The sequence below is a fragment of the Nonomuraea sp. NPDC049624 genome (assembly GCF_040675255.1).
Classification (GTDB): Bacteria; Actinomycetota; Actinomycetes; order Streptosporangiales; family Streptosporangiaceae; genus Nonomuraea.
The window spans coordinates 154,081-180,625 of record NZ_JBFAOR010000013.1; the positions used below are offsets into that span (position 1 = coordinate 154,081).

Genomic DNA, 26,545 nt, shown 5'->3' on the forward strand with positions numbered 1-26,545 from the left:
TTACGTGGTCCCGGGTCCACCGCCGACGGCGGCATCGCTCCCGGTGATGTTTTCTCCCCCGTCTTTCTCCTCCGAATCCTCGGGCAACCGCAATTCCCCCATATCGTTAATCCTGAGAACAAAGGGACGCAAGGGGGCATAGCGAATCACGGTGAGGGCCGCAGGATCGGCTGTTATCCGCTGAAAATGATCGAGGTGCAGCCCCAGAGCGTCCGCCACGATTGCCTTGATGACGTCTCCGTGGGTGCACGCCAGGTAGACACCCTTCAACCCGAGGCGTCGATTCCACTCCCGGACCGCGGCGACCGCCCGATGTTGCATATCGGCCAGCGACTCCCCTTCCGGAAATGTCACCGCACTGGGATGCGCCTGCACGGTCTGCCAGAGCGGCTCCTGCGCGAGCTCCTTGAGCGGGCGGCCCGTCCAGGTGCCGTAGCCGCACTCGATCAGCCGCTCGTCGACGAGCACGTCCGCCCCGCGGCCCTTGGCGACGGCCTCGGCGGTCTCCCGGCAGCGTTCGAGCGGGCTGGAGACGACGGCGTCGAGCCGGACCCCGGCGATGCGGCCGGCCAGCGCCTCGGCCTGCGCCCGCCCGGCCTCGCTCAGGTGCACCCCCGGGGTGCGCCCGGCCAGCACCGGCCCGGTGAGGTCGGTCAGCCCGTGGCGGGCCAGCAGAAGGGTGGTCACACCAGCAAGTGTCGCAGGCGCGGATCACCATGTTTCACGCACCTGCGAGAAAACTTCGCATCCACCCGCCGCCACGCTCCTCACCAGGCAGGACATTGGAGCGGCGGACTGGCGGGCGGGCCCGTTCTTGGTAACCTGGCGGGATCATGGAGCAGCGCTATGTCGGCCGCAGCGGCCTGTCGGTGTCCCGGCTGGGGCTCGGCACGATGACCTGGGGCCGTGACACCGACCCGGAGGAGGCGGCCGCCCAGCTCCGTTCGTTCCTCGACGCGGGCGGCACCCTCGTCGACACCGCCGACGTCTACACCGGCGGCGACTCCGAGCGGCTGCTCGGCCGCATGCTGCGCGACTCCGTGCCGCGCTCGGAGCTGGTGATCTCCACCAAGGCCGTGGTCACCCCGACCGGCCGCCGGCCGCGCGACGCCTCCAGGCGCCACCTGATCGCCGCCGTCGACGAGTCGCTCAACCGGCTCGGCCTCGACTACGTCGACCTGTGGCAGCTGCACACCTACGACGCCGAGGTGCCGCTGGAGGAGACCCTGGCCGCCCTCGACGCGATCGTCTCCTCCGGCCGGGCCGTCTACGCCGGCGTGTGCGACTACGCGGGCTGGCAGCTCGCCGCCGCCGCGGTCACCCAGAAGTCGGTCCCCGGCCGCATCCCGATCACCTCGGCCCAGGTCGAGTACTCGTTGCTGGCCCGCGAGCCCGAGCGCGAGCTGCTGCCCGCCGCCGCCCACCTCGACGTCGGCGTGCTGGCCTGGTCGCCGCTCGGCCGGGGGGTGCTGACCGGCAAGTACCGCACCGGCATCCCGGCCGACTCCCGCGCCGCGACGCCGCACTTCGCCGACTTCGTCCGGCCCTATCTCGACGAGCGCGGCCGCAGCGTGGTCGAGTCGGTCACCACCGCCGCCGACGGGCTCGGCGTCTCGCCGCTGGCGGTGGCGCTGTCATGGGTGCGCGACCAGCCGGGGGTGGCCTCGGCGATCGTCGGCGCCCGCACCCACACGCAGCTCAAAGGGATACTGTCGGCCGAGGACGTCGTGCTCCCGATCGAGATCCGGGAGGCGCTCGATGACGTGTCCTCGCTCGACTGACGACGAACGAGAGTGCAACTCGCGTATCACTAGTCGATACCGAATCGCAACTTTACCGGGAAAAAGCCTGCGTCTGACGGGCCTTGTCCATAAGGATTTCCTCCTGAAGCGATACAGGAGGGGACGGATGGGGAGCAGGACCGCGATCTCGGCCGGAGTGCTCGCGGTGGCGCTGGGGGCGATCCCGGTGGGGGCGCCGGCCGCTTCCGCCGCCGTCCAGGGCTGCCCGGGCGAGGGGGGCCTGCTCTCGGGGGTCACCGACACGCTGTGCGACGTCGTCGGCGCGCTCACGGGCACGGTCGACGACGTGACCGGCGGCAAGGCCGACCCGGTGACCAAGGGCGTCGACAAGACCACCGGCGAGGTGCTCGGCACCGTCGGCGACGCCGTGCCGACCGGCAGGCCCGGTAAACCGTCCCGATCGGACCGCCCCTCCCCCAGCCCCAGCCACCCCGACCTGGTGCCCGAGACGCTGAAGGACGTGTGCCTGCCGGTGCTGGCCTGCGGCGACCAGGGCGTGCTCCGGTCGCTGACACCCCGATCCACCCCGACGGCCTCGACCGGGATCGAGACCGACACCGGGCCCGAGACCGAGGCTGGGCACCGCCGGGGCGACCGGCCGCGCGAGCGCGAGACCGACGAGGCCACCGCGCCGCTGCCGACCCAGCCGCCCACGCCGCCCTCCGCGCAGCCGCGGCCCACGCCGTACACGCTGGACGACGAGCGGCCGGTCACCGCCGAGGAGCCGACCGCCGATCCCGACGACTCGCGGGTGGAGCTGCTGTGGCCCAACCCGTTCGGGCGCGAGCTGGCCGTGCCGCTGCGCGACCAGCGGGTGGTGCGGCCCAGCCCGCCGGCTCACGACGTGCTGGGCACCGTGCTGACGATCGTGCTGCTGGGGTCGGCGGTGCTGGCCACCCGGATCGTGCAGCAGCGGCGGCACCGGGCCGAGCCGAGCGAGTCGATCCCGTTCGAGCCGGCCCCGGCGGGCAGCGGCAGGCACCGCCTGGCGTGAGGCGCACTCAGCCGCCGATGGCGTGCGCGCCGCCGTCGACGTGCACGATCTCGCCGGTGGTGGCGGGGAACCAGTCGGACATGAGCGCCACGCACGCCTTGGCGGCCGGGACGGTGTCGGTGAGGTCCCAGCCCAGCGGCGAGCGCTCCGGCCAGCTCTCCTCGAACTCCTTGAAGCCCGGGATCGACTTGGCGGCCATCGTGCGCAGCGGCCCGGCCGAGACCAGGTTGACCCGGATGTTGTGCTTGCCCAGGTCGCGGGCGAGGTAGCGGCTGCACGACTCGAGGCCGGCCTTGGCCACGCCCATCCAGTCGTAGACCGGCCAGGCCTTGGAGGCGTCGAAGTCGAGGCCGACGACCGCGCCGCCCTCCTTCATCAGCGGCAGGCAGGCCACGGCCAGCGACTTGAACGAGTACGTGGAGACCTGCAGGGCGGTGGCGACGTCCTCCCACGGCGTGTTGAGGAAGTTGCCGCCGAGGGCGCTCTGCGGCGCGAACCCGATGGAGTGCACGACGCCGTCGAGCCCGTCGACGTGCTCGCCCACGCGGGCGGCCAGCGTGTCGAGCTGGTCGGTGTCCTGGACGTCGAGCTCCAGCACCGGCGGGGTCTGGGGCAGCCGCTTGGCGATGCGCTCGACCAGGCTCAGCCGGCCGAACCCGGTGAGCACCACCGTGGCGCCCTCCTCCTGGGCCAGCTTGGCCACCGAGAAGGCGATGGAGGCGTCGGTGAGCACGCCGGTCACGAGGATCCGCTTGCCTTCGAGAATTCCCACGTCAGTGCCCCATTCCGAGTCCGCCGTCGACCGGGATCACGGCCCCGGTGATGTACGAGGCGTCGTCGCCGGCCAGGAAGCGGACGACGCGCGCGATCTCCGCGGGGGCGGCCTGCCGCCCGAGCGGGATGTTCTTGACGATGGCCTCCTGGTCGAGGCCGGCCGTCATGTCGGTGGCCACGAAGCCGGGCGCGACCACGTTGACGGTGATGTTGCGCGAGCCGTACTCGCGGGCCAGGGAGCGGGCGAAGCCGACCAGGCCGGCCTTGGAGGCGGCGTAGTTGGCCTGGCCCGCCTGACCGGACAGGCCGACCACGGAGGAGATCAGGATGATGCGGCCGCGCTTCATCTTCATCATGGGCCTGATGGCGCGCTTGGCCACGCGGTAGGCCCCGGTCAGGTTGGCGTCGATGACGTCGGTGAAGGTCTCCTCCTTCATCATCGCCAGCAGGGTGTCCTGGGTGATGCCCGCGTTGGAGACGAGGACCTCGACCGGCCCCTGCTCGGCCTCGACCTTGTCGAAGGCGGCCTCGACCTCGGCCGTGCTGGTGACGTCGCAGCGGACGCCGAACAGACCCTCCGGCGGCTCCCCCGATCGGTAGGTGACCGCGACGGCGTCGCCGGCCGCGGCGAGTTCACGGGCGATCGCGAGGCCGATGCCGCGATTGCCTCCGGTGACGAGTACAGAGCGTGCCATGGCATCTGACGCTATCTCTTACTTGCGGGTATCCGCTTGTCCGGGTGGTACAAGATCACAGGGTTAGGATCGTGGACATGCGCCAGATCGATCCCGACTTCCTGGAACTGCCGCTGCGGCAGCTCGCGGACGCGGCCCTGCAACGCGCCCGCGACCTCGGCGCCGAGCACGCCGACTTCCGGCTCGAACGCGTCAGGGCCGAGACGCTGCGCCTGTACGACGCCCGCCTCGAAGGCGCGCTCGACGCCGACGACCTCGGTTACGCGGTCCGTGTCGTCAAGGGTGGCACATGGGGGTTCGCGGCCGGCATCCACCTGACCCCGCAGGCCGCCGCGGCCGTGGCCGAGCAGGCGGTGCGGGTGGCCGAGGTGAGCGCGCCGGTCAACCGGGAGCCCATCGAGCTGGCGCCCGAGCCGGTGCACGCCGACGCGGTGTGGGTCTCCGACTACGACGTCGACCCGTTCGAGGTGCCCTCCGCCGACAAGGTGGGGCTGCTGGCCGACTGGTCGGCCGGGCTGCTCAAGGGCGCCGACCACGTCTCGGCGCGGCTCCTGCAGGTCAAGGAGCAGAAGTTCTACGCCGACACCGCGGGCACCGTGACCACGCAGCAGCGCGTGCGGGTGCATCCGTCGCTCAACGCGATGAAGGCGCACGAGGGCGGCTTCGACGACATGTCGACCATCGCGCCGCCGGTCGGCCGCGGCTACGAGTACCTGACCGGCACGGGCTGGGACTGGCCGGCCGAGCTGGGCCGGCTGCCCGAGCTGCTGGCCGAGAAGCTGGCCGCGCCCTCGGTCGAGGCGGGCGACTACGACCTGGTGATCGACCCGTCCAACCTGTGGCTGACGATCCACGAGTCGATCGGCCACGCCACCGAGCTCGACCGCGCGCTGGGCTACGAGGCCGCCTACGCCGGCACCAGCTTCGCCACCTTCGACCAGCTCGGCGAGCTGGTCTACGGCTCGCCGCTGATGAACGTCACCGGCGACCGCACGGTCACCCACGGCCTGGCCACGGTCGGCTACGACGACGAGGGCGTGCGCGGGCAGAGCTTCGACATCGTCAAGGACGGCGTGCTGGTGGGCTACCAGCTCGACCGGCGGATGGCGCTGATGAAGGGGTTCGGGCGCTCCAACGGGTGCGCCTTCGCCGACTCCCCCGGCCACATGCCGATCCAGCGCATGGCGAACGTGTCGCTGGCCGCCGCGCCCGGCGGGCCCTCCACCGAGGAGCTGATCGCGGGCGTGGAGCGCGGCCTGTACATCGTGGGCGACAAGAGCTGGTCGATCGACATGCAGCGCTACAACTTCCAGTTCACCGGGCAGCGGGCGTACCGGATCTCGCACGGGAAGCTGGCCGGGCAGGTCAGAGACTTCGCCTACCAGGCCACCACGACCGATTTCTGGCAGTCGATGGACGGCGTCGGCGGGCCGGGCACGTACGTGCTGGGCGGCGCCTTCAACTGCGGCAAGGGCCAGCCGGGGCAGGTCGCGCCGGTCAGCCACGGATGCCCGTCGGCGCTGTTCAGGGGCGTGCGCGTGCTCAACACGGTGCAGGAGGGCGGCAAGTGACTACTCCGCAGGAGATGGTGGAGAGGGCTCTGGAGCTCTCCGCGAACGACGGCTGCGTGGTGCTGGTGGACGAGGGCTCCACGGCCAACCTGCGCTTCGCGGGCAACACGCTGACCACCAACGGCGTGGCCCGGTCGTCCCGGCTGACCGTGATCTCGGTGGCCGGGCAGGGCGTGGGCGTGGTCTCGCGCTCGGCCGTGCGCGCCGACCAGCTGCCCGACGTGGTCGCGGCGGCCGACCGGGCGGCCCGCGAGGCCCGGCCGGCCGAGGACGCCCGCCCGCTGGTCGAGGGCGGCCCGGCCGCCCCCGGCTGGGACGACGAGGTGCGGCCGACCGACATCGGGGTGTTCGAGCGGTTCGCGCCCGCGCTGGGCGAGGCGTTCTCGGCCGCCGAGTCCGGCGACAGGAAGCTCTACGGCTTCGCCGAGCACTCCCTCACCTCGACCTTCCTCGGCACCTCCACCGGCGTGCGGCTGCGGCACGACCAGCCGACCGGCCGCCTGGAGCTCAACGCCAAGTCCGGCGACCTGAAGCGGTCGGCCTGGACCGGCGTGTTCACCGAGGACTTCGCCGACGTCGACGTGGCCGCGCTCGACGCCTCGCTGGCCCAGCGCCTGGAGTGGGCCAAGAACCGGGTCGACCTGCCCGCGGGCCGCTACGAGACGCTGCTGCCGCCGAGCGCGGTGGCCGACCTGATGATCTACCTGTACTGGTCGGCGGGCGCCAGGGACGCGCTCGACGGCCGCTCGGTGTTCTCCGGGCCGGGCGGCGGCACGCGGGTGGGCGAGCAGCTCGCCACGCTGCCGATCACGCTGTCCAGCGATCCACGGGCCGCGGGCATCTCGTGCGCGCCGTTCGTCACCGCGCACGCCTCCAGCCGCGACGCCTCGGTGTTCGACAACGGCCTGCCGCTGGGCCCGACCGACTGGATCCGGGACGGCCGGCTGGAGTCGCTGCTCCAGACCCGCTACTCGGCCGAGCTGAGCGGGCTGCCGGTGACGCCCGGCATCGACAACCTGGTCATGTCCGGCCCGGCGGAGGGCGCCCGTTCGCTGGAGGAGATGATCGCCTCCACCCGGCGCGGGCTGCTCGTCACCTGCCTGTGGTACATCCGGGCGGTCGATCCGCAGACGCTGCTGGTCACGGGCCTCACCCGCGACGGCGTCTACCTGGTGGAGCACGGCGAGGTCGTCGGCGAGGTGAACAACTTCCGGTTCAACGAGAGCCCGGTCGACCTGCTCGGGCGCGTCACGGAGGTGGGGGCGGCCGAGCGCACGCTGCCCCGCGAGTGGAATGACTACTTCCAGCGCACGGTGATGCCGCCGGTGCGGGTGCCGGACTTCAACATGTCGACGGTCAGCCAGGCGAGCTGACCCTCGCCCGCATCACGGCCGTCCATCACGGCCGTCCATCACGGCCGTACGCGCCCGCCGTCCCGCGAATCGAGCGGGGCGGCGGGCGTCGTCGTGCCGGCGGCCGTCCGTGAGGCTCCCAGCGGGCCGGAGGGCGGGCCGGGGCCGGGACGGCTGTCAGCGGGCCGGGGCGCCGGCCCCGGGCCGTCCGGGGACGGTCAGGAGTCCTCCAGGCGGAAGCCCACCTTCATGCCCACCTGGTAGTGCGCGATCTCGCCGCCGTCGAGGTGGCCGCGGATCTCGGTGACCTCGAACCAGTCCAGGTGGCGCAGGGTCTGCGAGGCCCGCTGGAGGCCGTTGCGGATGGCCTGGTCAAGGCTCTCCCCCGACGTGCCGACTATCTCAGTGACCCGATACGTTCGATCCGTCATCTCCCCATCCTCCTTACTCGAAGGCCATGATCGCATGACCCTCCTCATCGCCCGGCCGCGCCGTCGCGCCCTGCCCGTACGAGGTCTACCGTGGAAGGTATGAAGGGGTGGCGCAAGAAGCCGGACGTCCACCAGGTCACCGACGCCAGACCCTCGCTGACGGCCGACATCCGCAAGCGTGAGGTCGCCTACCTGATCAAGATGGGCATCCGGACGATCTGCCTGATCCTGGCGGTCGTGGTGCCGGTGCCGTGGCCCTACCGGCTGCTGTTCATCGCCGGGGCAGTGTTTTTGCCATACATTGCCGTAATCGGGGCCAATGAGCGCAGCGAGGGCGCGCCGCCGCCCGACTTTCAGTCCCCCGAGGCTAACCAAACCGAGATACCGCTGCATCGACGCGAGATCGGGTCGTGACTAAGTCTTGACGCATCCCATGGGTTGTAGGTGTACGCTTTAGGCAAGCGCTCCGGTCCCCCGTCGGAGTGCTGGTGCCGGCGTTCCGGGCCCCCGTCGGAACGCCGATGAAGCGACGCCGGGTGGTTTGCCCCCGTAACCACCCGGCGTCGCCCTTTTCCTGGCCAGCCCTTTGCATTGGACGATCAGTCCCCCGCGCCGGCCGGAGTCCGATAGGACCGCTTTCCCGAAATCGTTTACACCGGCCTCCTCCTCGCAATTCACAGGAAATCTGGAGGAAGCGGTCGGCTTGACTTCAAGAGTTCGTTCGAGTGTCAGCCGTCAGTCAGCGTCTCGGTGGTCGCCTGCTCCCAGTTCTTCGCCAATGTGATCAGTCTGGCGACGGCGTCCTCGGGGGCGCTTCCCGCGCCCTGGGCCAGCCCGAGCAGGTAGGCGGTGAGCGGCGCGGCGGGCCTGGCCACCCCGTGGGCGACCTCCTTGGTCAGGTCGAGGACCAGGTCGCGGTCCACCCGGGCGGGGTCGACGCCCAGCTCCTTGCACACCAGCGCCGTCCACTCGGCGAGTACGTTCATGCGAGCCTCCTTCAGGTCGTCCATCGTGTCGCAGTCGAACCACGGCCGGCCCGGCGAGGCCAGCCGCGTTCCGGTCAGGGGGCCCAGCAGGCCCTTGAGGGAACGCCCGGTGTAGGCGGCGAGCGCCGCCCGCAGCTCCGCAACCGGCCAGGCGCCGACGAGCCACTGCTCGCGGCCGTCGTCGTCGACCATGACCGCCCCCGCGCCGGGACGGGCCGCCGCCAGCAGCTCCCGCACGTGCGCGGCCGTCAGGAACGGCAGGTCGCCCGCGAGCAGCACCAGCCACGGCGCGTCGACCTCGCGCAGCCCGGCGGCCAGCGCGGGGACGGGCCCGCCGCCCGGCGGGTCCTCCCGGGTGAACACGACCCCGGGCAGCTCCCGGCGCGGCCCGACGACGACTGTGCGGCGCGCGCCGGACGCCGCCGCGACCACCCGCTCGACCAGCGGACGCCCGCCGACGGCCAGGCCGGGCTTGTCCGCGCCGCCCAGCCGGCGGGCCGCTCCCCCGGCCAGGACGACCGCGTCGAAGAAGTCGAGGGGGGCGAGGGGGTCGAAGGGCACGTCAGCCGCCGATGGCCGACATCGGCCTGGACGGCTGGAGGAAGGACGGGTCGTCGATGCCGTGCCCGGCGCGCTTGCGGGCGACCGCGGCGACCCAGCGGGCGGCCAGGTCGTCGTCGGAGGCGCCGGCGCGCATGGCGGTCTTGAGGTCGGACTCCTCGGTGGCGAACAGGCAGTTGCGCACCTGGCCGTCGGCGGTGAGCCGGACGCGGTCGCAGGCGCCGCAGAACGGGCGCGTCACCGAGCCGATCACGCCGACCCGGGCCGGGCCGCCGTCGACCAGGAACCGCTCGGCCGGGGCGCTGCCGCGCTGCTCCGTGTCGTCGGGCGTCAGGTCGAAGGCGGCCGAGAGGCGTTCGAGGATCTCGTCGGCGGTGATCATGCCTTCGCGGGTCCAGCCGTGCTGGGCGTCGAGCGGCATCTGCTCGATGAAGCGCAGCTCGTAGCCGCGCTCCAGGCAGAAGCGCAGCAGCGGCACGGCCTCGTGGTCGTTGACGCCGCGCATGAGCACCGCGTTGACCTTGACCGGGCGCAGGCCCGCCGCGTCGGCGGCGGCCATCCCGGCGATGACGTCGGCGTGCCGGTCGCGGTGGGCGAGCCGCTTGAACGTGGCCGGGTCGAGCGTGTCGAGGGAGACGTTGACCCGGTCGAGGCCGGCCTTCGCCAGCGGCTCGGCCAGGCGGGCCAGGCCGATGCCGTTGGTGGTCAGCAGCACCTGGGGACGCGGGCCGAGGGCGGTGGTGCGGGCGACGATGTCGACCAGCTCGCGCCGCAGCAGCGGCTCGCCGCCGGTGTAGCGCACCTCGGTGATGCCCAGCCGCTCGACGCCGACGCGCACCAGCCGGACGATCTCGTCGGCCGTCAGCAGCTGGGCGTTGGGCAGCCAGTCGAGCCCTTCGGGCGGCATGCAGTACGTGCAGCGCAGATTGCACTTGTCCGTGAGGGACACCCGCAGATCCGTGGCCACCCGTCCGAACGAGTCTCGCAACATGGGGCGTCACCTCCTGTCCGTTTCGCCAGAGAGCCAGACTACGACGGGTGTCGCGCGGCGCTCAAAACCGCCCGCCCGTCCCTGGCGGGCAACGCGCCGCGCCGGTGATCGATTCCGCGGGGGCCGTCAGGGGTGGGCGGCGTGCCAGGACTCGCGGGCGTCGATGAGCTCCGACAGGTGCCGCCTGGACCACTCGCAGCCGGCCGCCATGGGCGCGAGCAGGCTGCGGCCGAGGGGGGTCAGCGCGTACTCGACGCGGGGCGGGATCTCGGGGTAGGCCGTGCGGGTGAGCAGGCCGTCGCGTTCCATGGCGCGCAGGGACGCGGTGAGGACCTTCGGGGTGATGCCGCGCAGCGGGACCTGCAGCTCGGTGAAGCGTCTCGGGCCCTGCTCCAGACAGCGGATGATCTTGGCGGTCCACTTGTCGCCGACGCGGACGGGGGCGACGTGGGTACAGGCGGCGAACATGTCGGGGTCAAGGGGTTCGGCCATGGCGTCCATGCTAGGCGGCGCAGGCTCACTATCGTTGCGGGAAGTGACCGTCGGGCGTCTACCGTCTGCCGGGCGGCCGGGTGTGCCGGCCGCTGGACGGAATGGTGGACGATGAGCAGGATCGTGGTTTTCGGCGGCGGTGGACGGACCGGCGCGCGGGTGGTCGGGCAGGCGTTGGAGCGCGGGCACGAGGTGACGGCCGTGGTCCGCGACCCGGCCCGGTACGCGGGGCCGTCCGGCGACGGCGTGCGCGTGGTCGCCGGTGACGTGACCGACCGGGAGAGCGTGGCGGCGGTCGCGGCGGGGCACGACGTGGCGGTGCAGGCGAGTGTCCGGCTGGACGTGCCGTCCGCGGAGTTCTACACGGCGGCGGCGCGGGCGCTGACCGGCGGGCTGGCCGCGGCGGGCGTGCCCCGGCTGGTGGCGGTGGGCATCGGCACCCTGCTGGAGGTCGCGCCGGGCACGCGGCTGGTGGACACCCCCGGCTTCCCCGAGGACGCCCGGACGTTCTCCCTCGGGCACGCCGCCGAGCTGGAGGTGTTCCGCGAGGAGGGCGGGGCGCTGGACTGGGTGGTGATCGCGCCGCCGCCGGTGGTGCTGGACGACCGGGCGGAGCGCAGCGGACGGCACCGGTTCGGCGGGGACCAGGTCATGGCTGCCGAGGAGGGCGGGCCGGTGTTCTCCTACGCCGATCTGGCGGCGGCGGTGGTGGCGGAGATCGAGGACCCGCGGCACCACCGGGTTCAGGTCGCCGTGGGTTACTGAACTGGCGCCGCCAGGGCACGCGCCGTCCGCAGCTCCCCGCCGCCCGGCGACGGCGGGCCTGGGAACCACCCCGGACATGCCGGAAGCCCGGCCGCGAGGCCGGGCTTCCGCCTGGTGTCGCCAGTGGCGGCTTGCGCCTGGTGTCGCTAGTGGCGGCGGCCGCCGTAGACCTTCACCCAGTCCTTGCCCTCGGAGGGGGCCAGGTACCTGGAGCCCTCGAAGACGGCACGCCAGGTGCCCGAGGTGTAGGCCCGCTCGCTGGTGCGGAAGGAACCGTCCCGGTTCGTCCGCACCGTCTCGACGTAGTCCCACTCGCCGCTGCCGTCGGCCTGGAAGAGGATCACGACCCGCTTCCACGCCAGACGGTGCCAGCGCTCGCTGTCCTTGCAGTAGTCGGCGTGGTGCACCGCGACGAACCCGCTGATGTAGTCCTCGTCGCAGGACACCGACAGCTTGCCCTGGATGTCGAGGGCCCTGCCGCGCCGCGCCGGCTCGGGGTTGACGTCGAGCTGGAGGCTCGTGCTCCCGCCCGCGAAGTCGGGATCGGGGTCCGGGTCCGCCAGGGCGGGCGCGGCGGCCGTGGCCACCATCGTGGCGCCCAGGGCTGCCGCGGCCAGTCCGGCGGCTAGACGTCGCATCATCAAAAACAAATCCTTCCCCGTCTCGGACGCGCCCCAGGGACGGGACACGTCAACGCCTAATGACGCTGAAGGGTAAAGAAAAGTTGCGATACGACACATCACAATTGGATAACGACAAATACCCCGGCAGCTTTTTGCGCGTGTTTTATTACGCTAACTGGCGATTTGTCGGGGTTTAGTGGTGTATGGCGCATAGTGGGGGTTTCCTGGGAAGTGCACGCGCCACAGGCCGCCTCTCCTGGGCGGCACCGTCTGCACGAAGGCCCCGGCCGCGTCGGTCGTCGTCTCGGCCACGTCCTCCCAGGCCGGCGAGCCCTCCCCACGCCACTGGAGGCGCAGCCGCTGTTTGGCGTACGGCCCGAAGTCGGTGAAGCCGCGCGGGTCGATCCTGGTCAGCGAGCCGCGCAGGCGCACACCCCCGGCGGACTTCGGCGACCTCTCCACCCGGACGGACGACAGCCTGGTCGCCCTCCTGAGCTCGAAGGAGGCGTATTCGGTGACCGTGGCGCCGTCGGCGTCCCTGGCGGTGGCGCTGATCGTCCAGGTGCCGGTCGGGTAGAAGCGGTTCAGCTTCTTGTCGGGCAGGAAACGCCAGGTCTGCCAGTCGGCCGCCATCCGGGCCGGCGGAACCGCCCCCTGGCGCCACACCAGCCGGGGCGGCGGCGCGCCGGTGGAGGGGGTCTTCTGCAGGTCGATGCCGGGCTCGGCGGCGACCGTCAGGGGCAGCGGCATCAGGGCCCGCAGCCCCTCGACCGGGCCGCCGGAGGCCGGGTTCGCGTACGCGCTCCCCGGCGCGGCGGCGGCCGGGCCGGCCGGCGACGCCGACGATCCGGACGGCCCCGCGGGCCCGGCTGACTCTGCGGACCCGGCTGGCTCTGCGGACCCGGCGGATTCGGCGGGTTCGGCGGGCGCCGACGACGACCCGGGCCCCGAGGGCGAGGAGGACGACTCGGGCCAGGAAACGACCGGCGGCTGGAGGCCGGGTTCGGCGGCGGGCGGGAGGTCGGAGGCGTCCTCCACCGGGGGCTTGGCCGACAGCAGCGGGCCGGGCGGGGCGCCGGGCTCGACCTTGACGGTGACGCCGTTCTTGCCGCGCGCGCCCCGCGCGATCACGTCGATCACCAGGCTCACCGAGTCGTGGGCCCCCACGACCGGGTTCGCGGGCCGTACGGTGATGGCGCGGATGGCGAGCTCGGTCGCGGCGGGATACGCAGGCACGGGCGCCGTGAGCGACCCCGCCGCGAGCGAGACGAGAAGGAGGCTTCTGGTCATGAGCGAGACGCTAGGAACCGCCCGGTCATGACCAGGACCGCGACACGCACCCCTTATGGCAAAGCCGACAGGGCCGCCGGGGCCGCGGGTCAGCCCGCCTCGCCGTAGAGGGACTCGATGACGTCGGCGTACTTGGCGTGGATGACGCGCCGCTTCAGCTTCAGGCTCGGCGTGAGCTCCTCGGTCTCGGCGGTCCACTCGGTGCCGAGCAGCGCCCACCGCTTGACCTGCTGCACCCTGGCCAGCCTGGCGTTGGCGGCCTCGACGGCGGCGGCGACCTCCTTCAGGACGTCGGGGTGCTCGGCCAGCTCGGCCAGGGAGGTGAAGGCGATGCCGCGGGCCTGCGCCCAGCCCGGCGCGGTCTCGCCGTCGAGGGTCAGGACGGCCACCGGGTGCGGCCGGTTGTCGCCGTAGGCCAGGGCCTGGCCGATGAGCAGGTGCTCCTTGAGGTGGTTCTCGATCTCGGCGGGCGAGACGTTCTCGCCGCCGGCGGTGATGATGAGCTCCTTCTTGCGGTCGACGACGCGGTAGAAGCCGTCGTCGTCGACCGTGCCGATGTCGCCGGTGTGCAGCCAGCCGTCGTCGTCGAGCAGCTCGGCGGTGGCCTCGGGGCGGTTGAGGTAGCCGCCGGTGTTGAGCGGGCTGCGGGTGAGGATCTCGCCGTCCTCGGCGATGCGGACCTCGACGCCGGGCTCGGCCCTGCCGACGGTGCCCAGGCGGTAGCAGGTGGGGCTGTTGCCGGTGAAGGCGCCGGTGGTCTCGGTCATGCCGTAGACGTCGATGACCTTGAGGCCGAGGCCGGCGTAGAAGTGCTGGACCTCGGCGGGCAGGGGGGCGGCGCCGGTCGCGGTCCACTCGGCGCGGTCGAAGCCGATCATGCCGCGGACGACGGACAGCAGGGCCGCGTCGGCCTTGTCGTAGGCGGCCTGGATCTCGGGGGTGATCATGCCGCCGTACTGGCCGGCCTCGACGTAGGCGGCGCCGGCCGCCATGGCCTCGCGTACGGCGGCCTGCTGCTCGGGCGGCTGGGTGGCGAGCACGGCCAGCAGCCGGGCCATCATCTTCTCCCACACGCGCGGCACGCCGAAGAACATCATCGGCCTGACCTGGCCGAGCGTGGCGCCGAGGTTGGCCAGGTCGGTGCAGAAGTGCACGTGCGAGATCTTGACCAGCGGGAGGTAGAGGCTGAGGATGCGCTCGGCGATGTGGGCGTAGGTGAGGTAGGAGATCTGGGTGCCGTGCGTCGGCAGCGAGGTGATGCGGTCGGTGGCGGCGGCCTCGTAGAAGACGTTGGTGTGGGTGAGCGGCACGCCCTTGGGCATGCCGGTGGTGCCCGAGGTGTAGAGCACGGTGACGACGTCGCCGGCGGCCACCTCGCGGGCGCGGGCCTCGACGGCGGCCTCGTCCTCGGCCAGGCGGGCGCGGCCCAGGTCGAGGAAGTCGGCCCAGGACAGGAACCGCTCGTCGTCGGGGGCGCCGTCGAGCATGATGATCCGGCGCAGGCCGTCGAGCCGGTCGAGCACCGGCCGCCAGCGGGCCAGCTCGGCGGGGCCGCCCAGCACGGCGAAGCGGGCGCCCACGTCGGCGGCCACGAACGCGATCTGGTCGGGCGCGAAGGTGGAGTAGACGGTGCAGCCCACGCCGCCGGCGTGCACGGCGCCGAGGTCGGCCAGCACGTGCTCGCTGCGGTTGACCATCATGATCGCGACGGACTCGCCGCGCTCCAGGCCGAGCGCGGCGAAGGCGGCCGCGATCTCCAGGATGCGCCGCCGCGCCTGGCCGTAGGTCACCGTGGTCCAGCCGCCGGAGCCCTCGGGGTCGGAGTACGCGGGTGCGTCGGGGTGCTCGGCGGCGACCTGCCTGAGCTGTTCGCAGACGGTGCGACCGGCGATCTCCCGCTCGATGTCGGCCCGTACGTCGAGGACTTCGGCCATGGCACCCGCCTCCAGTCAGTAATCACTTGCACAGGTGGCATGCATCGCACCACACCCTCTGGGCAGCGGCAAGACCCCCGCGGGAAACAGTCGGCCCGGTCACGTAGAGTGATCGTTCAGGTGCCGTACGTGTCTCGGGGGGACGGGCATGAGCAAGGGCGGAAGGACCTTCTTCGGGCATCCTTGGGGGCTGGCGACCCTGTTCTCCACGGAGATGTGGGAACGCTTCAGCTGGTACGGCCTGCGGGCGATCCTGGCCACGTTCATGGCGGCCTCGCCCGCCCACAAGGGCCTCGGCATGTCGCAGGAGACCGCGCAGGCGGTGGTCGGCGTCTACGGGGCGCTGATCTACCTGGTGGCGCTGCCCGGCGGCTGGATCGCCGACCGCGTGCTCGGGGCGCGCAGGTCGGTGTTCTGGGGCGGGTTCGTCATCATGCTGGGCCACATCAGCATGGCGATCCCGGTGACGACGTCGTTCTTCGTCTGGCTGGGGCTGCTGCTCATCATCAGCGGCACGGGCCTGCTCAAGCCGAACATCTCGGTCATGGTCGGCCGCCTGTACGGCGAGGACGAGGACGGCCGCCGCGACGCCGGCTTCTCCCTGTTCTACCTGGGCATCAACCTGGGCGCCTTCTTCGCGCCGCTCGTCGTCGGCTGGCTGGCCGACGGCGACCGCTGGCACCTGGGCTTCAGCGCCGCCGCCGTCGGCATGGCCCTCGGCCTGCTGCAGTACGTCTGGGGCGGCCGGAACCTGCGCGGCGTCGGGGAGCGTCCCGGCGTGCGGCTGACGCCGCCCGAGCGCCGCCGGTTCGGCCGGGCGACCGCGGCGGGCGTGGCGGTGACCGCCGTCGCGCTCGGCGCGTGGGCGGCCACGGGCACGCTCACCATCGACCGCCTGGCGCTGGCGATCACGATCGTCATCCTGATCGTGCCGGTGGTCTACTTCGCCTACATCCTGCTGGGCAGCCACAGCCTCACCGACGAGGAGCGCAGCCGGATGAAGGCCTACATCTGGCTGTTCGTGGCGGCGGCGATCTTCTGGATGATCTACGACCTGGCGCCGAGCAAGCTGCTGTTCTTCGCCGCCGACCACACCCGGCTGGAGCTGTTCGGGGTGCCGATCCAGGCGGCGACGACGCAGTCGTTCAACCCGCTGTTCATCATGATCTTCGTGCCGGTGTTCGCGGCGTTGTGGGTGAAGCTCGGGGTGCGGGTGAGCACGCCGCAGAAGTTCGGGTTCGCGCTGGTCATGGTGGGGCTGAGCTTCGTGGTGATGGCGATCGCCGCCGGGCTGGCGACCGGCGGGCGGGTGTCGGTGTGGTGGCTGGTGCTGGTCTACCTGATCCAGGTGTTCGGCGAGCTGTCGCTGAGCCCGGTCGGGCTGTCGGTGACGACGAAGCTGGCGCCGGAGGCGTTCAAGGGGCAGATGCTGGGGATCTGGTTCATCGCGGTGTCGGTGGGCGACGCGGTCGGCGGCCAGACGGGGCGGCTCACCCGTTACCTGTCCGACCCGATGTACTACCTGGTGCTGGCGATCATGGCGATCGCGGCCGGGGCGGCGCTGTTCCTGTTCACGCGGAAACTGCGGGTGCTCATGGCCGAGCACTACCATGCCGCGGCCATGCCGCCGATCCGGTAAAAACATCCAACGTGTCTGAAATTCTCGACCTTGTCGGTATTTTTGTCTTCGCACTGACCGGTGCGCTCATGGGTGTGCGCAAGCGGCTCGACGTGGTCGGGATGGGCGTCCTGGCCGAGATGACGGCGCTCGGCGGCGGCCTGGTCCGCGATCTCATTCTCAACGTGCGGCCGGCCGCCTTCCAGAGCCTGGGATACGTGCTGGTGCCGGTGGCCGCCACGGTGATCGTCTTCTTCTGGCATCCGCACGTGGCCCGGGTGATGCCGGTCATCATGGTGCTCGACGCGGCCGGCCTCGGCCTGTTCGCGGCCGTCGGCACCGAGAAGGCCCTGGAGTACGGACTCAGCCCGCTGCACGCCACCATCCTCGGCGTCACGACGGCCGTCGGCGGCGGCGTGATCCGCGACGTGCTGGCCGGCGAGATCCCCACGCTGCTGTACGACCGCCAGCTCTACGCGGTGCCCGCCCTGCTGGGCTCGGCCGTGATGGCGGGCCTGTCCACGGCCGGGATGCACGGCTGGCCGGCCACGCTCGCCGCCGCGCTGCTGGCCTTCGGCCTGCGCATCACCGCGATGCGCCGCAACTGGCGGGCTCCCCTGGCCAAGGGCGCCGAGGAGCACTCCTAGCCCCCGCACCACGCGCGGGCGAGTCGCTCACACCATCGGCACGAGCGAGTCGGGGTGGCGGCGGGCGCCGGTGGGGCCCTGGGCACGGGCGCGGGCGATGCGGGCGACGGCGTCGGCCACGGTCTCGGGCGGCAGGGTGAACGGCAGCCGCAGGTAGCCCTCCAGCGTGCCTTCCAGGCCGAACCACGGCCCGGGGGCCAGGCGCACGCCGTGGGAGAAGGCCGCGTCGGCGAGCGTGGTGGAGGTGTCGCCGTTGAGCCGCACCCACAGCGTGCCGCCGCCGCCGGGCAGCGTGTACGTCCACTCCGGCAGGTGCCGGGCCAGCGCGGCGGTCAGCGCGTCCCGCGAGGCGCGCAGGCCGCGCAGGCGTTCGGCCCGGGTCTGCGCCATCCGCTCGAACAGGCGGGCGGTGACCAGTTGCTCCATGACGGGGCTGGAGATGTCGACGACCGCGCGGTGCCGGGCCAGCCGGCGGGCCAGCGCGGCCGTGGTGCGGATCCAGCCGATGCGCAGGCCGCCCCACCACAACTTGGACGCCGACCCGATGCTGATCACCCGGCTGTCGGTGTCGAAGGCGGCCATCGGCGCGGTGCGCGGCACGTCGTCCAGGGCCAGCTCGCTCCAGGTCTCGTCGACCAGCAGGACGACGTCGTTGCGGCGGGCCGCGCCGGCGACGGCGGCGCGGGTGGCGTCGTCCATGAGCGCGCCGGTGGGGTTGTGGAAGTCGGGCATGAGGTAGGCCAGGCGGGCGGCCGACTGCCGCATCGTGGCGGCCATCAGGTCGGGCTGCCAGCCCTCGTGCGAGATGCCGAAGGGCACGATGCGGGCGCCGTGCTGGCGGGCCACGTCGATGGCGTGCGGGTAGGTCGGCGACTCGACCATGACGGGGTCGCCGGGGCCGATCAGCAGCCCGGCCACGAGCTGGATGGCGTGCTGGGAGCCGGTGGTGACGACGATCTGGTCCGGCCGGGTGGCCAGGCCGCGCTCGGTGTAGCGGGCGGCGACGCGCTCACGCAGGACCGGCAGGCCCATGGGGTCGTAGCCGTTGCCCATGCCGTACCTGGGCAGGTCGTCCAGGGCCTCGGCCATGGCCTCGCGCAACGCGGACGGCGCGGGCGGGGCGGCGCAGTGGAGCTGGATCAGGCCGTCGTCGCCGGTGGACAACCAGGGGTTCTCGCGGGTGGTGGCCGGGTCGGGCAGGGTGGTCCAGCTTCCCGAGCCCTGCCTGCTGTCCAGGTAACCGCGCTCGCGCAGCAGGTCGTAGGCGGAGGTGACGGTGGTGCGGCTGACGCCCAGGGTCTCGGCCAGGTGGCGCTCGGCGGGCATGCGCACGCGTACGGGGATCTGGCCGTCCATGATGAGCGCGCGCACGCCGTCGGCCAGGGCGCGGTAGTACGGGCGCGCGGCCGGATCGACGTCGACCAGCCGGGCCACCTGCACAGCCGACAAATGCCTCATAAGGCCACTTTCGCTGATTGGCCCTGTTTTGGCAACCAGGTGGCCTGCCACCATGAGGCCATCATGAGCGAAGCAACCGTCCCCCGCCTGAGTTCCCTCCCCTCCCGCCTCCTGCGCCTCTACGGCGGCCTGGCCCTGTACGGCGCCGGCATCGGGCTACAGGTGGAGTCGGGCCTCGGCAACGACCCCTGGGACGTCTTCCACCAGGGCCTGGCCCTGCGGCTGGACGTGTCCATCGGCACCGTCATCATCGGCGTCGGCGCCCTGGTGATGCTGCTGTGGATCCCGCTGCGCCAGCGGCCCGGCCTGGGCACGATCAGCAACGTGGTGTTCCTCGGCCTGTTCGCCGACGCGGCGATCCTGCTGCTGCCCACGCCGTCCCACCTGGCCGTCCAGGCGCTGTACGTGGCGCTCGGCGTGGTCGCGATCGCGCTGGCCACCGTGCTCTACATCGGGGCGGGCCTGGGCCCGGGGCCGCGCGACGGCGTCATGACCGGACTGGTGCGGCTCGGGCTGTCCGTCCGGCTGGCCCGCTTCCTCATCGAGCTGACCGTGCTGGCCGTGGGCTGGCTGCTCGGCGGCAGCGTCGGCGTCGGGACGCTGGTCTTCGCCCTCGCCATCGGCCCGCTCACCCAGCTGTTCACCCGCTGGTTCCCCTTGTCGTGATCCCGCGCCGGGGCCGTCCTGACGCGACAGGGCCGACCCGGCGCGGGATCACCCGCGCGCGAGTAGCGTCTTCGGCATGCGGATTGAGGACTACGCGCTGATCGGAGACATGCAGTCGGCCGCACTGGTGGCGAGGGACGGTTCCATCGACTGGCTCTGCCTGCCCAGGTTCGACTCCCCCTCGTGCTTCGCGGCCCTGCTGGGCAGCGAGCGCAACGGCCACTGGTGGCTGGGGCCGGCGGGCCCGGCGGCCCGGCGGCCGGCCACCCGGCGCCGCTACCGGCCCGACACGCTCATCCTGGAGAGCGAGTGGGACACCCCGACCGGCACCGTCCGGGTGATCGACTTCATGCCCCCGCGCGACCGGAACCCCGACGTCGTGCGCATCGTCGAGGGGGTCTCGGGCAGCGTCGAGGTCTCCACCCAGCTGCGCGTGCGCTTCGACTACGGGCGCATCGTGCCGTGGGTGCGCCGGACGAACGGCCACCTGCAGGCCGTCGGCGGCCCCGACTCGGTGTGGCTGCACTCCCCCGTCCCGCTCAAGGGCGGCGACTACGCCCACCGGGCCACCTTCACCGTCAACGCGGGCGACCGGCTGCCGTTCGTGTTCACCTGGCACCCCTCCCACGAGCCGATGCCGCCGCGCATCGACGCCGAGGAGCAGCTCGCCGAGACCGAGACCATGTGGACCGAGTGGGTCGGCAAGTGCGCCTACCAGGGCCCCTACCGGGAGGCGGTGACCCGGTCGCTGATCACGCTGAAGGGGCTGACGTACGCGCCGACCGGCGGCATCGTGGCCGCGCCCACCACGTCCCTGCCCGAGGACATCGGCGGCGTGCGCAACTGGGACTACCGGTTCTGCTGGCTGCGCGACGCCACGATGACGCTCGACGCGCTGATCAGCTCGGGCTACCTCGACGAGGCCGCCGACTGGCGGTCCTGGCTGCTGCGCACCATCGCCGGGCGTCCCCAGGACCTGCAGATCATGTACGGCGTCGCCGGCGAGCGCCGGCTGCCCGAGCTGCGCCTCGACTGGCTGGACGGCTACGAGGGCTCCCGCCCGGTCCGCATCGGCAACGAGGCGGTCCAGCAGCTCCAGCTCGACGTCTACGGCGAGGTGATGAACTGCCTCTACGTCTCCCGCACCCGCGGCCTGGCCGCCGACGAGCGCGCCTGGTCGATCCAGCGCCAGCTCCTCGACTACGTGGAGGAGCACTGGGACGAGCCCGACGAGGGCCTGTGGGAGGTGCGCGGCCCGCGCCGGCACTTCGTGCACTCCAAGGTGATGTGCTGGGTCGCCCTCGACCGGGCCGTCAAGTACGTCGAGAGCTTCGGCCGCACCGGCCCGATCGACAGGTGGCGCACGCTGCGCGACGCGATCCACGCCGAGATCTGCGACAAGGGCTTCGACCCCCACCGCAACACCTTCACCCAGTCGTACGGGTCGTCGGAGCTGGACGCGGCGCTGCTGATGATCCCGGTGGTGGGCTTCCTGCCGCCCGACGACCCCCGGGTGACCGGCACGGTGGCGGCGATCGAGAAGGAGCTCATGTCCGACGGGTTCGTCCTGCGTTATCCGCTGGCCGCCGACAACGACGTCGACGGCCTGCCCGGCGGTGAGGGCGCGTTCCTGGCGTGCAGCTTCTGGCTGGTGGAGGTGATGGCGATGCAGGGCCGCAAGGAGGAGGCGCGGGAGCTGTTCGAACGCCTGCTGGAGCTGCGCAACGACGTCGGGCTGCTGGCCGAGGAGTACGACCCGCGCTACGGGCGCCTGGTGGGCAACTTCCCGCAGGCGTTCAGCCACGTGCCCCTGATCCACGCCGCCCGCGCGCTGTCGCGGGCCTGACCCGGCGGGGAACGGGTCTCCCACCGTGCCGGACGGGACACCGGCGGGAACGGGTTTCCCCCGCCGCGCCGGATGGGACACCGACGGGAACGGGTTTCCTTCACCGTGCCGGGTGGGACTAGACCTCGCATGGGTGAGGAATGGGACCTGGCGGTCGTGGGCGCGGGACCGGCGGGCTCGGCGGCGGCGCTGCGGGCCGTCCAGCTGCGGCCGGACCTGCGGGTGGTGCTGCTCGACCGGGCCGGCTTCCCCCGCGACAAGCCGTGCGGCGACGGCATCGCCGCGCACGGGCGCGACGAGCTGGCCCGGCTGGGCCTGCCGGACCTCATCGACGACTACCGGCCCACGCCCCGGCTGACCGTGGTCTCGCCGGGCGGGCTGCGCGTCTCGGCCGAGGCGGCCCGGCCCAACCACGTGGTGCCGCGCCGGGTGTTCGACGCGCGGCTGGTGGCGGCGGCCGGGGCCAGGGGCGTCGAGGTGCGCCGCCACCGCGTCAGGGAGCTGGCCCAGGACGGGTCCTGGGTCGTGCTGGACGGGCGGCTGCGGGCCCGCGCGGTGGTGGCGGCCGACGGGGCCTACTCGGCGGTGCGCCGGCTGATCGGGCTGCCCGCGGCGGGCGAGCGGCACACCGCCCTGGCCGTGCGCGGCTACGCCGACGTGCCCGAGGCCGACGACGTGCAGCTCATCGCGATGCAGCGGGCGGGCTGGCCGGCCTACGCGTGGTCGTTCCCGATCGGCGACGGCACCGCGAACGTCGGGTTCGGCATGCTGCTGCCCCGGCTGCGGGCGGCGGGGGCGCCGGGCCGCCAGGTGCTGCACGGCAGGCTGGCCGAGCTGCTGCCCGACCGGCCCGCGCGCGACCTGCGCGCCCATCACCTGCCGCTGTCGACCGGGCGGCCCGCGCCGGGCGCCGGGCGGGTGCTGCTCGCCGGGGACGCGGCGGGGCTGGTCAACCCGCTGACCGGCGAGGGCATCTACTACGCGCTGCTGTCGGGACGGCTGGCGGCCGAGGCTGTCGTCGAGGCGGCGGCCGAGACGCCGGGCGACCCCTTGGCGCGGTACCGGGCCAAGCTGCGCGGCGCGCTGGGGCGGCACCTGCGCACGACCGACGTGCTGGCCCGGCTGGCCCAGTCGCCGGGGTTCATCGACGCGGCGATCGCGACCGCCGCGCGCCGCAAGGAGGTGTTCGACCTGCTGGTGGAGGTCGGGCTCGGCGCCGGGACGGTGCCCGCGCCGCTGGCCCTGGCGGTGGGCCTGCGCTGGCTGCGCGGCGCGGCACGCCTGCCCCGCCACGGTTGACCAAGGGTCAGGCTGTCAAGGTGGCGCCGTTGGCGAGCAGCAGGAGCACGTCCACGGCCGCCACGGCGACGGCGGTGACGAACGGCGCCCGCGCGGACCGGCCGGCCAGCAGCGCTCCCCCGGCCGTGAGCAGCACCGCGGCCGCCATGGCCGCCCACCCCACCCCCCCCGGGCCGCCCGCGGGCCCGAGGACGAGCAGGCAGGTGGCGGCCAGCAGCGGCACCGGCGCCAGCAGCCGTACGCGCGCCGTCCCCAGCCGCTGCGGCCATCCGCGCACGCCGGTCGCCAGGTCGCCCTCGATGTCGGGCAGCACGTTGGCCAGATGCGCGCCCACGCCCAGCAGCGCCGCCGCAGCGACCGCCCACCACGCCGGCCACGGCTCCCCGGGCAGGCCCAGCGTCACGAACGCCGGCAGCACCCCGAACCCGACGGCGTACGGCGCCCACGACAGGACGGTGGCCTTCAGGCCGAAGTCGTACCCCCAGGCCCCCAGCACGCCCGCCAGGTGCGCCAGCCCCGCCGTACGGCCCGAGGCCAGGGAGAGCGGCACGCACAGGGCGAGGGCCGTCAGCGCGGCCACCCGAACGGCCGTCACGCTCACCGTGCCGTCGGCGGCCGGTTTGCCCGTGCGACCGGCGGCGGCGTCGCGCCCGGCGTCGAGCGCGTCGTTGCACCAGCCGATCGACAACTGCCCGGCCAGCACCGCGGCGGCCACCAGGACGCAGCCGGCCGGATCCCGGCCCGCCGCCACGGCCAGCGCGGTGACCAGGGCGGTCACCGCCACGGTCGGGCCCGGATGGCAGGCCAGCGCCAGCGCGACGGCCGTGCGGACCGGCCCGCCGCGCACGACGGCGGCGGCCGCGGGATCCGGGTCGGTCACACGGTGATCGTAGACCGGGAGATCCCGGACGAGAATTCCCACGCGCCGCCCATGGCTTAAATGACCATCCTTGCGGGAAGCGTGCGGGGAGTGGATGTTGTGGGCGACCTGTCGAGGGAGCACTGCATGACCCGAATCTCCGCAGTCCGTTGTGCGTTCCCTCCCCACCGCTACCCGCAGTCCGAGCTCACCGACATGGCCGCCCGCCTGTGCCTGCCCGAAGGCGCCGACCGCCGCCTGCTCGACCGTCTGCACCGCAGCGCCCGCGTGGAGCACCGCAACCTCGCCCTGCCCATCGACCGCTACGAGAAGCTGAACGGCTTCGGCGCGGCCAACGACGCCTTCGTCTCCGTCGCGGTCGAGCTGGGGCTGGAGAGCGTGAAGGCCGCCCTGGACGCCGCCGAGCTGGAGCCGACCGACGTCGACCTGATCATGTTCACGTCGGTGACCGGCATCGCCGCGCCGTCCGTGGACGCCCGGCTGGCCGCCGGGCTCGGGCTGCGTCCCGACGTCAAGCGGGTGCCCGTCTTCGGCCTGGGCTGCGTGGCGGGCGCGGCGGGCATCGCCAGGCTGCACGATTACCTGCGCGGCTGGCCGGACCACGTGGCCGTGCTGCTGTCGGTGGAGCTGTGCTCGCTGACCCTGCAGCGCGGCGACTCCTCGCCCGCGAACCTGGTCGCCAGCGCGCTGTTCGGCGACGGCGCGGCGGCCGTGGTCGCCAGCGGCGGCGGGCGGGGCACGTCCGGGCCCGCCGGGCCCGCCGGGCCCACGGTCGTCGCCACCCGCAGCCACCTGTATCCCGGCTCCGAGCACGTCATGGGCTGGCAGGTGGGCGACACCGGGTTCCGCGTCATGCTGGACGCCAGCGTCCCCGCCGTGGTGCGCCGCTACCTGGCCGACGACGTGCACGGGTTCCTGGCCGAGCACGGGATCACCGCCGGGGAGGTGACGGCGTGGGTGTGCCATCCGGGCGGGCCGAAGGTGCTGGAGGCGGTGTCGGAGGTGCTGGAGCTGCCCGTGGGCGCGCTCGACGTGACATGGCGCTCGCTGGCGGCCAACGGCAACCTGTCGTCGTCCTCGGTCCTGCACGTGCTCGGCGAGACCCTGGCCGGGGAGCCGCCCGCGCCGGGGAGCTGGGGGCTGGTCATCGCGATGGGCCCCGGTTTCTGCTCCGAGCTCGTGCTGCTGCGCTGGTAGTCCCCCGTCCCTGCGATCGGCTGGTGGTTGGCCTGTGACCTGGTATCTGGTGCTCATCGTGCTCGTCGGCCTGGAACGTCTGGCCGAGCTGGTCGTCGCCAGGCGGAACGCCGCGTGGAGCATGGCGCGCGGCGGCGTGGTGACCGGGCGGGGGCACTATCCGTGGATGGTGGCCCTGCACACCGGGCTGCTGGTGTGCGCGCCGCTGGAGGTGGCCCTGGCCGGGCGGCCGTTCGTGCCCGCGCTCGGCTGGCCGATGCTGGCGGTGGTCGTGGCGGCCCAGGGGCTGCGGTGGTGGTGCATCACCGCGCTCGGGCCGCGGTGGAACACGCAGGTGATCGTGGTGCCGGGGCTGCCGCTGGTGCGGCGGGGGCCGTACCGGCTGGCGTGGTTGCGGCACCCCAACTACGTGGCGGTGGCGGCCGAGGGGCTGGCGCTGCCGCTGGTGCACACGGCGTGGCTGACGGCGCTGGCGTTCACGCTGCTCAACGCCGCGCTGATGGTGGTGCGCATCCGCTGCGAGAACGCCGCGCTCACCCTCGCGACCAAGGCGTGAACCGGTGATCGACGTGCCGGCGGCGGACGGCCGGGAGGCGGGCCGGTGATCGACGTGCTGGTGGCGGGTGGTGGGCCGGCGGGGCTGGCCACGGCGATCCACGCGGCGCTGGCCGGGATGGAGGCGGTCGTCGTCGAGCCGCGCGCCGCGCCGGTGGACAAGGCGTGCGGCGAGGGCGTCATGCCGGGCGGGGTGGCCGCGCTGGCGGCGATGGGCGCGCCGGTCGAGGGCCGCGGCTTCCGCGGCATCCACTACCTCGACGGGCGGCGGGAGGCGCGGGCCGCGTTCGCCGCCGGGCCTGGGCTCGGCGTCCGGCGCACGAGCCTGCACGCCGCGCTCTGGCAGCGGGCCGCCGAGCTGGGCGTCAAGACGGTCACCGGCCGGATCACCCGCGCCGACCAGGACCGCGACGGCGTGAGTGCGATCGGGCTGCGGGCCCGCTGGCTGGTGGCCGCCGACGGCCTGCACTCGCCGCTGCGCCGCTCGCTCGGCCTCGACCTGCCGGCACGCGGCCCCCGCCGGTACGGCCTGCGCAGGCACTACCGGATCGAGCCGTGGAGCGACTTCGTCGAGGTCCACTGGTCGGGGGCGGGCGAGGCGTACGTCACGCCGGTCGGCGACGACCTGGTGGGCGTCGCGGTGCTCAGCTCGGCGCGGCGCGGCTTCGAGGAGCACCTGCGCGGCTTCCCCGGGCTGGCCCGCCGCCTGAGCGGGCCGGCCGTCACCCCGGTGCGCGGCGCGGGCCCGCTGCGCCAGGCGGTGCGCTCCCGCCGCGCCGGCCGCGTGTTGCTGGTGGGCGACGCCGCCGGTTACGTGGACGCGCTCACCGGCGAGGGCGTCTCGCTGGCCGTGCGCTCGGCGGAGCTGCTGGTCGGGTGCCTGGCGGCGGACCGTCCGCAGGACTACGACGGCGCGTGGCTGCGCCTGTCGCGCACGCACCGGCTGCTGACGGCGGCGCTGGTGCAGGCCGCCCGCCGCCCCGGCACGGCCCGCCTGGTGGTCCCGGCGGCGCGCCGGCTGCCCCGCCTGTTCGCCGGCGTGGTCCGCGTGCTGGCCTGAGCCTTCCCCGGGCTGGCCTGAGCCTTCCCCGGGCCCCGGCCGGAGGCCGATAATGAAC

General features: G+C 73.2%; 26 protein-coding genes. 14 read left to right on the top strand and 12 right to left on the bottom strand.

Annotated elements, in window-relative coordinates; all coding sequences use genetic code 11:
* Complete coding sequence (locus AB0J76_RS41495; RefSeq protein WP_352327878.1) at positions 1–687, bottom strand: histidine phosphatase family protein; 687 nt, start codon at positions 685–687, stop codon at positions 1–3.
* 146 nt (positions 688–833) lie between these two features.
* Here AB0J76_RS41495 and AB0J76_RS41500 point away from each other — a divergent pair, with 146 nt between their 5' ends.
* Together AB0J76_RS41500 and AB0J76_RS41505 are read left to right on the top strand one after the other, a co-directional pair.
* A complete protein-coding gene (locus AB0J76_RS41500) occupies positions 834–1,781 on the top strand; it encodes an aldo/keto reductase (protein ID WP_352327879.1) in 948 nt (315 codons plus the stop codon).
* A gap of 127 nt (positions 1,782–1,908) precedes the next feature.
* Positions 1,909–2,796 (top strand): hypothetical protein, encoded by an 888-nt coding sequence (locus tag AB0J76_RS41505; protein ID WP_352327880.1) that lies wholly within the window; start codon positions 1,909–1,911, stop codon positions 2,794–2,796.
* Positions 2,797–2,803: 7 nt separating this feature from the next.
* Here the strand turns inward: AB0J76_RS41505 and fabI are convergent, their stop codons facing one another.
* Positions 2,804–3,568, bottom strand: coding sequence for an enoyl-ACP reductase FabI (fabI, locus tag AB0J76_RS41510; RefSeq protein WP_352327881.1), 765 nt, complete (start codon positions 3,566–3,568; stop codon positions 2,804–2,806).
* Between the two features lies 1 nt (position 3,569).
* Positions 3,570–4,265: a beta-ketoacyl-ACP reductase gene (locus AB0J76_RS41515; protein WP_352327882.1), complete on the bottom strand. Its 696-nt coding sequence runs from the start codon at positions 4,263–4,265 to the stop codon at positions 3,570–3,572.
* A gap of 77 nt (positions 4,266–4,342) precedes the next feature.
* On the opposite strand from AB0J76_RS41515, the gene AB0J76_RS41520 reads away from it, so the two are divergent.
* Both AB0J76_RS41520 and AB0J76_RS41525 read left to right on the top strand, forming a co-directional pair.
* Positions 4,343–5,836, top strand: a complete 1,494-nt coding sequence (locus AB0J76_RS41520) for a TldD/PmbA family protein (RefSeq protein ID WP_352327883.1) — start codon at positions 4,343–4,345, stop codon at positions 5,834–5,836.
* A gap of 14 nt (positions 5,837–5,850) precedes the next feature.
* On the top strand, positions 5,851–7,209 hold the full coding sequence (locus AB0J76_RS41525) for a metallopeptidase TldD-related protein (RefSeq protein ID WP_352327884.1): 1,359 nt from the start codon (positions 5,851–5,853) through the stop codon (positions 7,207–7,209).
* Between the two features lie 197 nt (positions 7,210–7,406).
* Here AB0J76_RS41525 and AB0J76_RS41530 read toward each other — a convergent pair whose 3' ends face one another.
* The gene (locus AB0J76_RS41530) at positions 7,407–7,619 is read right to left on the bottom strand and encodes a dodecin (RefSeq protein ID WP_125642491.1); all 213 of its coding nucleotides are present in this window, start codon (positions 7,617–7,619) and stop codon (positions 7,407–7,409) included.
* A gap of 99 nt (positions 7,620–7,718) precedes the next feature.
* Here AB0J76_RS41530 and AB0J76_RS41535 point away from each other — a divergent pair, with 99 nt between their 5' ends.
* Positions 7,719–8,033 carry a DUF3099 domain-containing protein gene (locus AB0J76_RS41535; protein ID WP_352331545.1) on the top strand — a complete coding sequence of 105 codons (315 nt, stop codon included), beginning with the start codon at positions 7,719–7,721 and terminating at the stop codon, positions 8,031–8,033.
* Positions 8,034–8,347: 314 nt separating this feature from the next.
* Here the strand turns inward: AB0J76_RS41535 and AB0J76_RS41540 are convergent, their stop codons facing one another.
* The 3 genes from AB0J76_RS41540 to AB0J76_RS41550 all read right to left on the bottom strand — a co-directional run bounded on the left by AB0J76_RS41540 (position 8,348) and on the right by AB0J76_RS41550 (position 10,649).
* Positions 8,348–9,166 (bottom strand): NTP transferase domain-containing protein, encoded by an 819-nt coding sequence (locus AB0J76_RS41540; protein ID WP_364392914.1) that lies wholly within the window; start codon positions 9,164–9,166, stop codon positions 8,348–8,350.
* Position 9,167: 1 nt separating this feature from the next.
* Positions 9,168–10,157, bottom strand: a complete 990-nt coding sequence (gene moaA, locus AB0J76_RS41545) for a GTP 3',8-cyclase MoaA (RefSeq protein ID WP_352330876.1) — start codon at positions 10,155–10,157, stop codon at positions 9,168–9,170.
* A gap of 126 nt (positions 10,158–10,283) precedes the next feature.
* Complete coding sequence (locus AB0J76_RS41550) at positions 10,284–10,649, bottom strand: helix-turn-helix domain-containing protein (protein ID WP_352330878.1); 366 nt, start codon at positions 10,647–10,649, stop codon at positions 10,284–10,286.
* 111 nt (positions 10,650–10,760) lie between these two features.
* Here AB0J76_RS41550 and AB0J76_RS41555 point away from each other — a divergent pair, with 111 nt between their 5' ends.
* Positions 10,761–11,414, top strand: coding sequence for an NAD(P)H-binding protein (locus AB0J76_RS41555; RefSeq protein ID WP_352330880.1), 654 nt, complete (start codon positions 10,761–10,763; stop codon positions 11,412–11,414).
* A 146-nt stretch (positions 11,415–11,560) separates the two neighbouring features.
* Here the strand turns inward: AB0J76_RS41555 and AB0J76_RS41560 are convergent, their stop codons facing one another.
* The 3 genes from AB0J76_RS41560 to AB0J76_RS41570 all read right to left on the bottom strand — a co-directional run bounded on the left by AB0J76_RS41560 (position 11,561) and on the right by AB0J76_RS41570 (position 15,261).
* Positions 11,561–12,055, bottom strand: coding sequence for a hypothetical protein (locus tag AB0J76_RS41560; protein ID WP_352331503.1), 495 nt, complete (start codon positions 12,053–12,055; stop codon positions 11,561–11,563).
* 153 nt (positions 12,056–12,208) lie between these two features.
* A complete protein-coding gene (locus tag AB0J76_RS41565) occupies positions 12,209–13,327 on the bottom strand; it encodes a hypothetical protein (RefSeq protein ID WP_364392918.1) in 1,119 nt (372 codons plus the stop codon).
* Positions 13,328–13,416: 89 nt separating this feature from the next.
* Positions 13,417–15,261: an AMP-dependent synthetase/ligase gene (locus AB0J76_RS41570; protein ID WP_352330866.1), complete on the bottom strand. Its 1,845-nt coding sequence runs from the start codon at positions 15,259–15,261 to the stop codon at positions 13,417–13,419.
* A gap of 148 nt (positions 15,262–15,409) precedes the next feature.
* Between AB0J76_RS41570 and AB0J76_RS41575 the strand changes: the two genes are divergently transcribed.
* Both AB0J76_RS41575 and AB0J76_RS41580 read left to right on the top strand, forming a co-directional pair.
* Complete coding sequence (locus AB0J76_RS41575; protein ID WP_364392921.1) at positions 15,410–16,900, top strand: oligopeptide:H+ symporter; 1,491 nt, start codon at positions 15,410–15,412, stop codon at positions 16,898–16,900.
* Between the two features lie 11 nt (positions 16,901–16,911).
* A complete protein-coding gene (locus AB0J76_RS41580; RefSeq protein ID WP_352327323.1) occupies positions 16,912–17,526 on the top strand; it encodes a trimeric intracellular cation channel family protein in 615 nt (204 codons plus the stop codon).
* Between the two features lie 27 nt (positions 17,527–17,553).
* Here AB0J76_RS41580 and AB0J76_RS41585 read toward each other — a convergent pair whose 3' ends face one another.
* Positions 17,554–18,984, bottom strand: a complete 1,431-nt coding sequence (locus tag AB0J76_RS41585) for a PLP-dependent aminotransferase family protein (RefSeq protein ID WP_352327322.1) — start codon at positions 18,982–18,984, stop codon at positions 17,554–17,556.
* Between the two features lie 63 nt (positions 18,985–19,047).
* Here AB0J76_RS41585 and AB0J76_RS41590 point away from each other — a divergent pair, with 63 nt between their 5' ends.
* The 3 genes from AB0J76_RS41590 (at position 19,048) to AB0J76_RS41600 (ending at position 22,795) form a co-directional block, all read left to right on the top strand.
* Positions 19,048–19,650 carry a hypothetical protein gene (locus tag AB0J76_RS41590; RefSeq protein WP_352327321.1) on the top strand — a complete coding sequence of 201 codons (603 nt, stop codon included), beginning with the start codon at positions 19,048–19,050 and terminating at the stop codon, positions 19,648–19,650.
* Between the two features lie 76 nt (positions 19,651–19,726).
* Entirely contained in the window at positions 19,727–21,496 is a 1,770-nt protein-coding gene (locus AB0J76_RS41595) for a glycoside hydrolase family 15 protein (RefSeq protein ID WP_352327320.1), read from the top strand.
* A gap of 129 nt (positions 21,497–21,625) precedes the next feature.
* Complete coding sequence (locus tag AB0J76_RS41600) at positions 21,626–22,795, top strand: NAD(P)/FAD-dependent oxidoreductase (RefSeq protein WP_352327319.1); 1,170 nt, start codon at positions 21,626–21,628, stop codon at positions 22,793–22,795.
* A gap of 7 nt (positions 22,796–22,802) precedes the next feature.
* Here AB0J76_RS41600 and AB0J76_RS41605 read toward each other — a convergent pair whose 3' ends face one another.
* On the bottom strand, positions 22,803–23,675 hold the full coding sequence (locus tag AB0J76_RS41605) for a UbiA family prenyltransferase (RefSeq protein WP_352327318.1): 873 nt from the start codon (positions 23,673–23,675) through the stop codon (positions 22,803–22,805).
* Positions 23,676–23,801: 126 nt separating this feature from the next.
* Between AB0J76_RS41605 and AB0J76_RS41610 the strand changes: the two genes are divergently transcribed.
* The 3 genes from AB0J76_RS41610 to AB0J76_RS41620 are packed head-to-tail and all read left to right on the top strand — an operon-like array spanning position 23,802 to position 26,487.
* Positions 23,802–24,872 (top strand): type III polyketide synthase, encoded by a 1,071-nt coding sequence (locus AB0J76_RS41610; protein WP_352327317.1) that lies wholly within the window; start codon positions 23,802–23,804, stop codon positions 24,870–24,872.
* A gap of 34 nt (positions 24,873–24,906) precedes the next feature.
* Positions 24,907–25,428, top strand: a complete 522-nt coding sequence (locus AB0J76_RS41615; RefSeq protein ID WP_352327316.1) for an isoprenylcysteine carboxylmethyltransferase family protein — start codon at positions 24,907–24,909, stop codon at positions 25,426–25,428.
* 45 nt (positions 25,429–25,473) lie between these two features.
* Positions 25,474–26,487, top strand: a complete 1,014-nt coding sequence (locus AB0J76_RS41620) for an NAD(P)/FAD-dependent oxidoreductase (protein WP_352327315.1) — start codon at positions 25,474–25,476, stop codon at positions 26,485–26,487.
* Positions 26,488–26,545: the final 58 nt, after the last annotated feature.

Excerpts from the sequence above, each read along its gene's own strand:
- AB0J76_RS41570 (WP_352330866.1), bottom strand. The coding sequence starts at position 15,261 with ATGGCCGAAGTCCTCGACGTACGGGCCGACATCGAGCGGGAGATCGCC.
- AB0J76_RS41525 (WP_352327884.1), top strand. The coding sequence starts at position 5,851 with ATGGTGGAGAGGGCTCTGGAGCTCTCCGCGAACGACGGCTGCGTGGTG.
- AB0J76_RS41535 (WP_352331545.1), top strand. The coding sequence starts at position 7,719 with ATGAAGGGGTGGCGCAAGAAGCCGGACGTCCACCAGGTCACCGACGCC.
- AB0J76_RS41520 (WP_352327883.1), top strand. The coding sequence starts at position 4,343 with ATGCGCCAGATCGATCCCGACTTCCTGGAACTGCCGCTGCGGCAGCTC.
- AB0J76_RS41600 (WP_352327319.1), top strand. The coding sequence starts at position 21,626 with ATGGGTGAGGAATGGGACCTGGCGGTCGTGGGCGCGGGACCGGCGGGC.
- AB0J76_RS41560 (WP_352331503.1), bottom strand. The coding sequence starts at position 12,055 with ATGATGCGACGTCTAGCCGCCGGACTGGCCGCGGCAGCCCTGGGCGCC.
- AB0J76_RS41500 (WP_352327879.1), top strand. The coding sequence starts at position 834 with ATGGAGCAGCGCTATGTCGGCCGCAGCGGCCTGTCGGTGTCCCGGCTG.
- moaA (WP_352330876.1), bottom strand. The coding sequence starts at position 10,157 with ATGTTGCGAGACTCGTTCGGACGGGTGGCCACGGATCTGCGGGTGTCC.
- AB0J76_RS41555 (WP_352330880.1), top strand. The coding sequence starts at position 10,761 with ATGAGCAGGATCGTGGTTTTCGGCGGCGGTGGACGGACCGGCGCGCGG.
- AB0J76_RS41595 (WP_352327320.1), top strand. The coding sequence starts at position 19,727 with ATGCGGATTGAGGACTACGCGCTGATCGGAGACATGCAGTCGGCCGCA.
- AB0J76_RS41590 (WP_352327321.1), top strand. The coding sequence starts at position 19,048 with ATGAGCGAAGCAACCGTCCCCCGCCTGAGTTCCCTCCCCTCCCGCCTC.
- AB0J76_RS41585 (WP_352327322.1), bottom strand. The coding sequence starts at position 18,984 with ATGAGGCATTTGTCGGCTGTGCAGGTGGCCCGGCTGGTCGACGTCGAT.
- AB0J76_RS41610 (WP_352327317.1), top strand. The coding sequence starts at position 23,802 with ATGACCCGAATCTCCGCAGTCCGTTGTGCGTTCCCTCCCCACCGCTAC.
- AB0J76_RS41530 (WP_125642491.1), bottom strand. The coding sequence starts at position 7,619 with ATGACGGATCGAACGTATCGGGTCACTGAGATAGTCGGCACGTCGGGG.
- AB0J76_RS41575 (WP_364392921.1), top strand. The coding sequence starts at position 15,410 with ATGAGCAAGGGCGGAAGGACCTTCTTCGGGCATCCTTGGGGGCTGGCG.
- AB0J76_RS41515 (WP_352327882.1), bottom strand. The coding sequence starts at position 4,265 with ATGGCACGCTCTGTACTCGTCACCGGAGGCAATCGCGGCATCGGCCTC.
- AB0J76_RS41565 (WP_364392918.1), bottom strand. The coding sequence starts at position 13,327 with ATGACCAGAAGCCTCCTTCTCGTCTCGCTCGCGGCGGGGTCGCTCACG.
- AB0J76_RS41505 (WP_352327880.1), top strand. The coding sequence starts at position 1,909 with ATGGGGAGCAGGACCGCGATCTCGGCCGGAGTGCTCGCGGTGGCGCTG.
- AB0J76_RS41550 (WP_352330878.1), bottom strand. The coding sequence starts at position 10,649 with ATGGCCGAACCCCTTGACCCCGACATGTTCGCCGCCTGTACCCACGTC.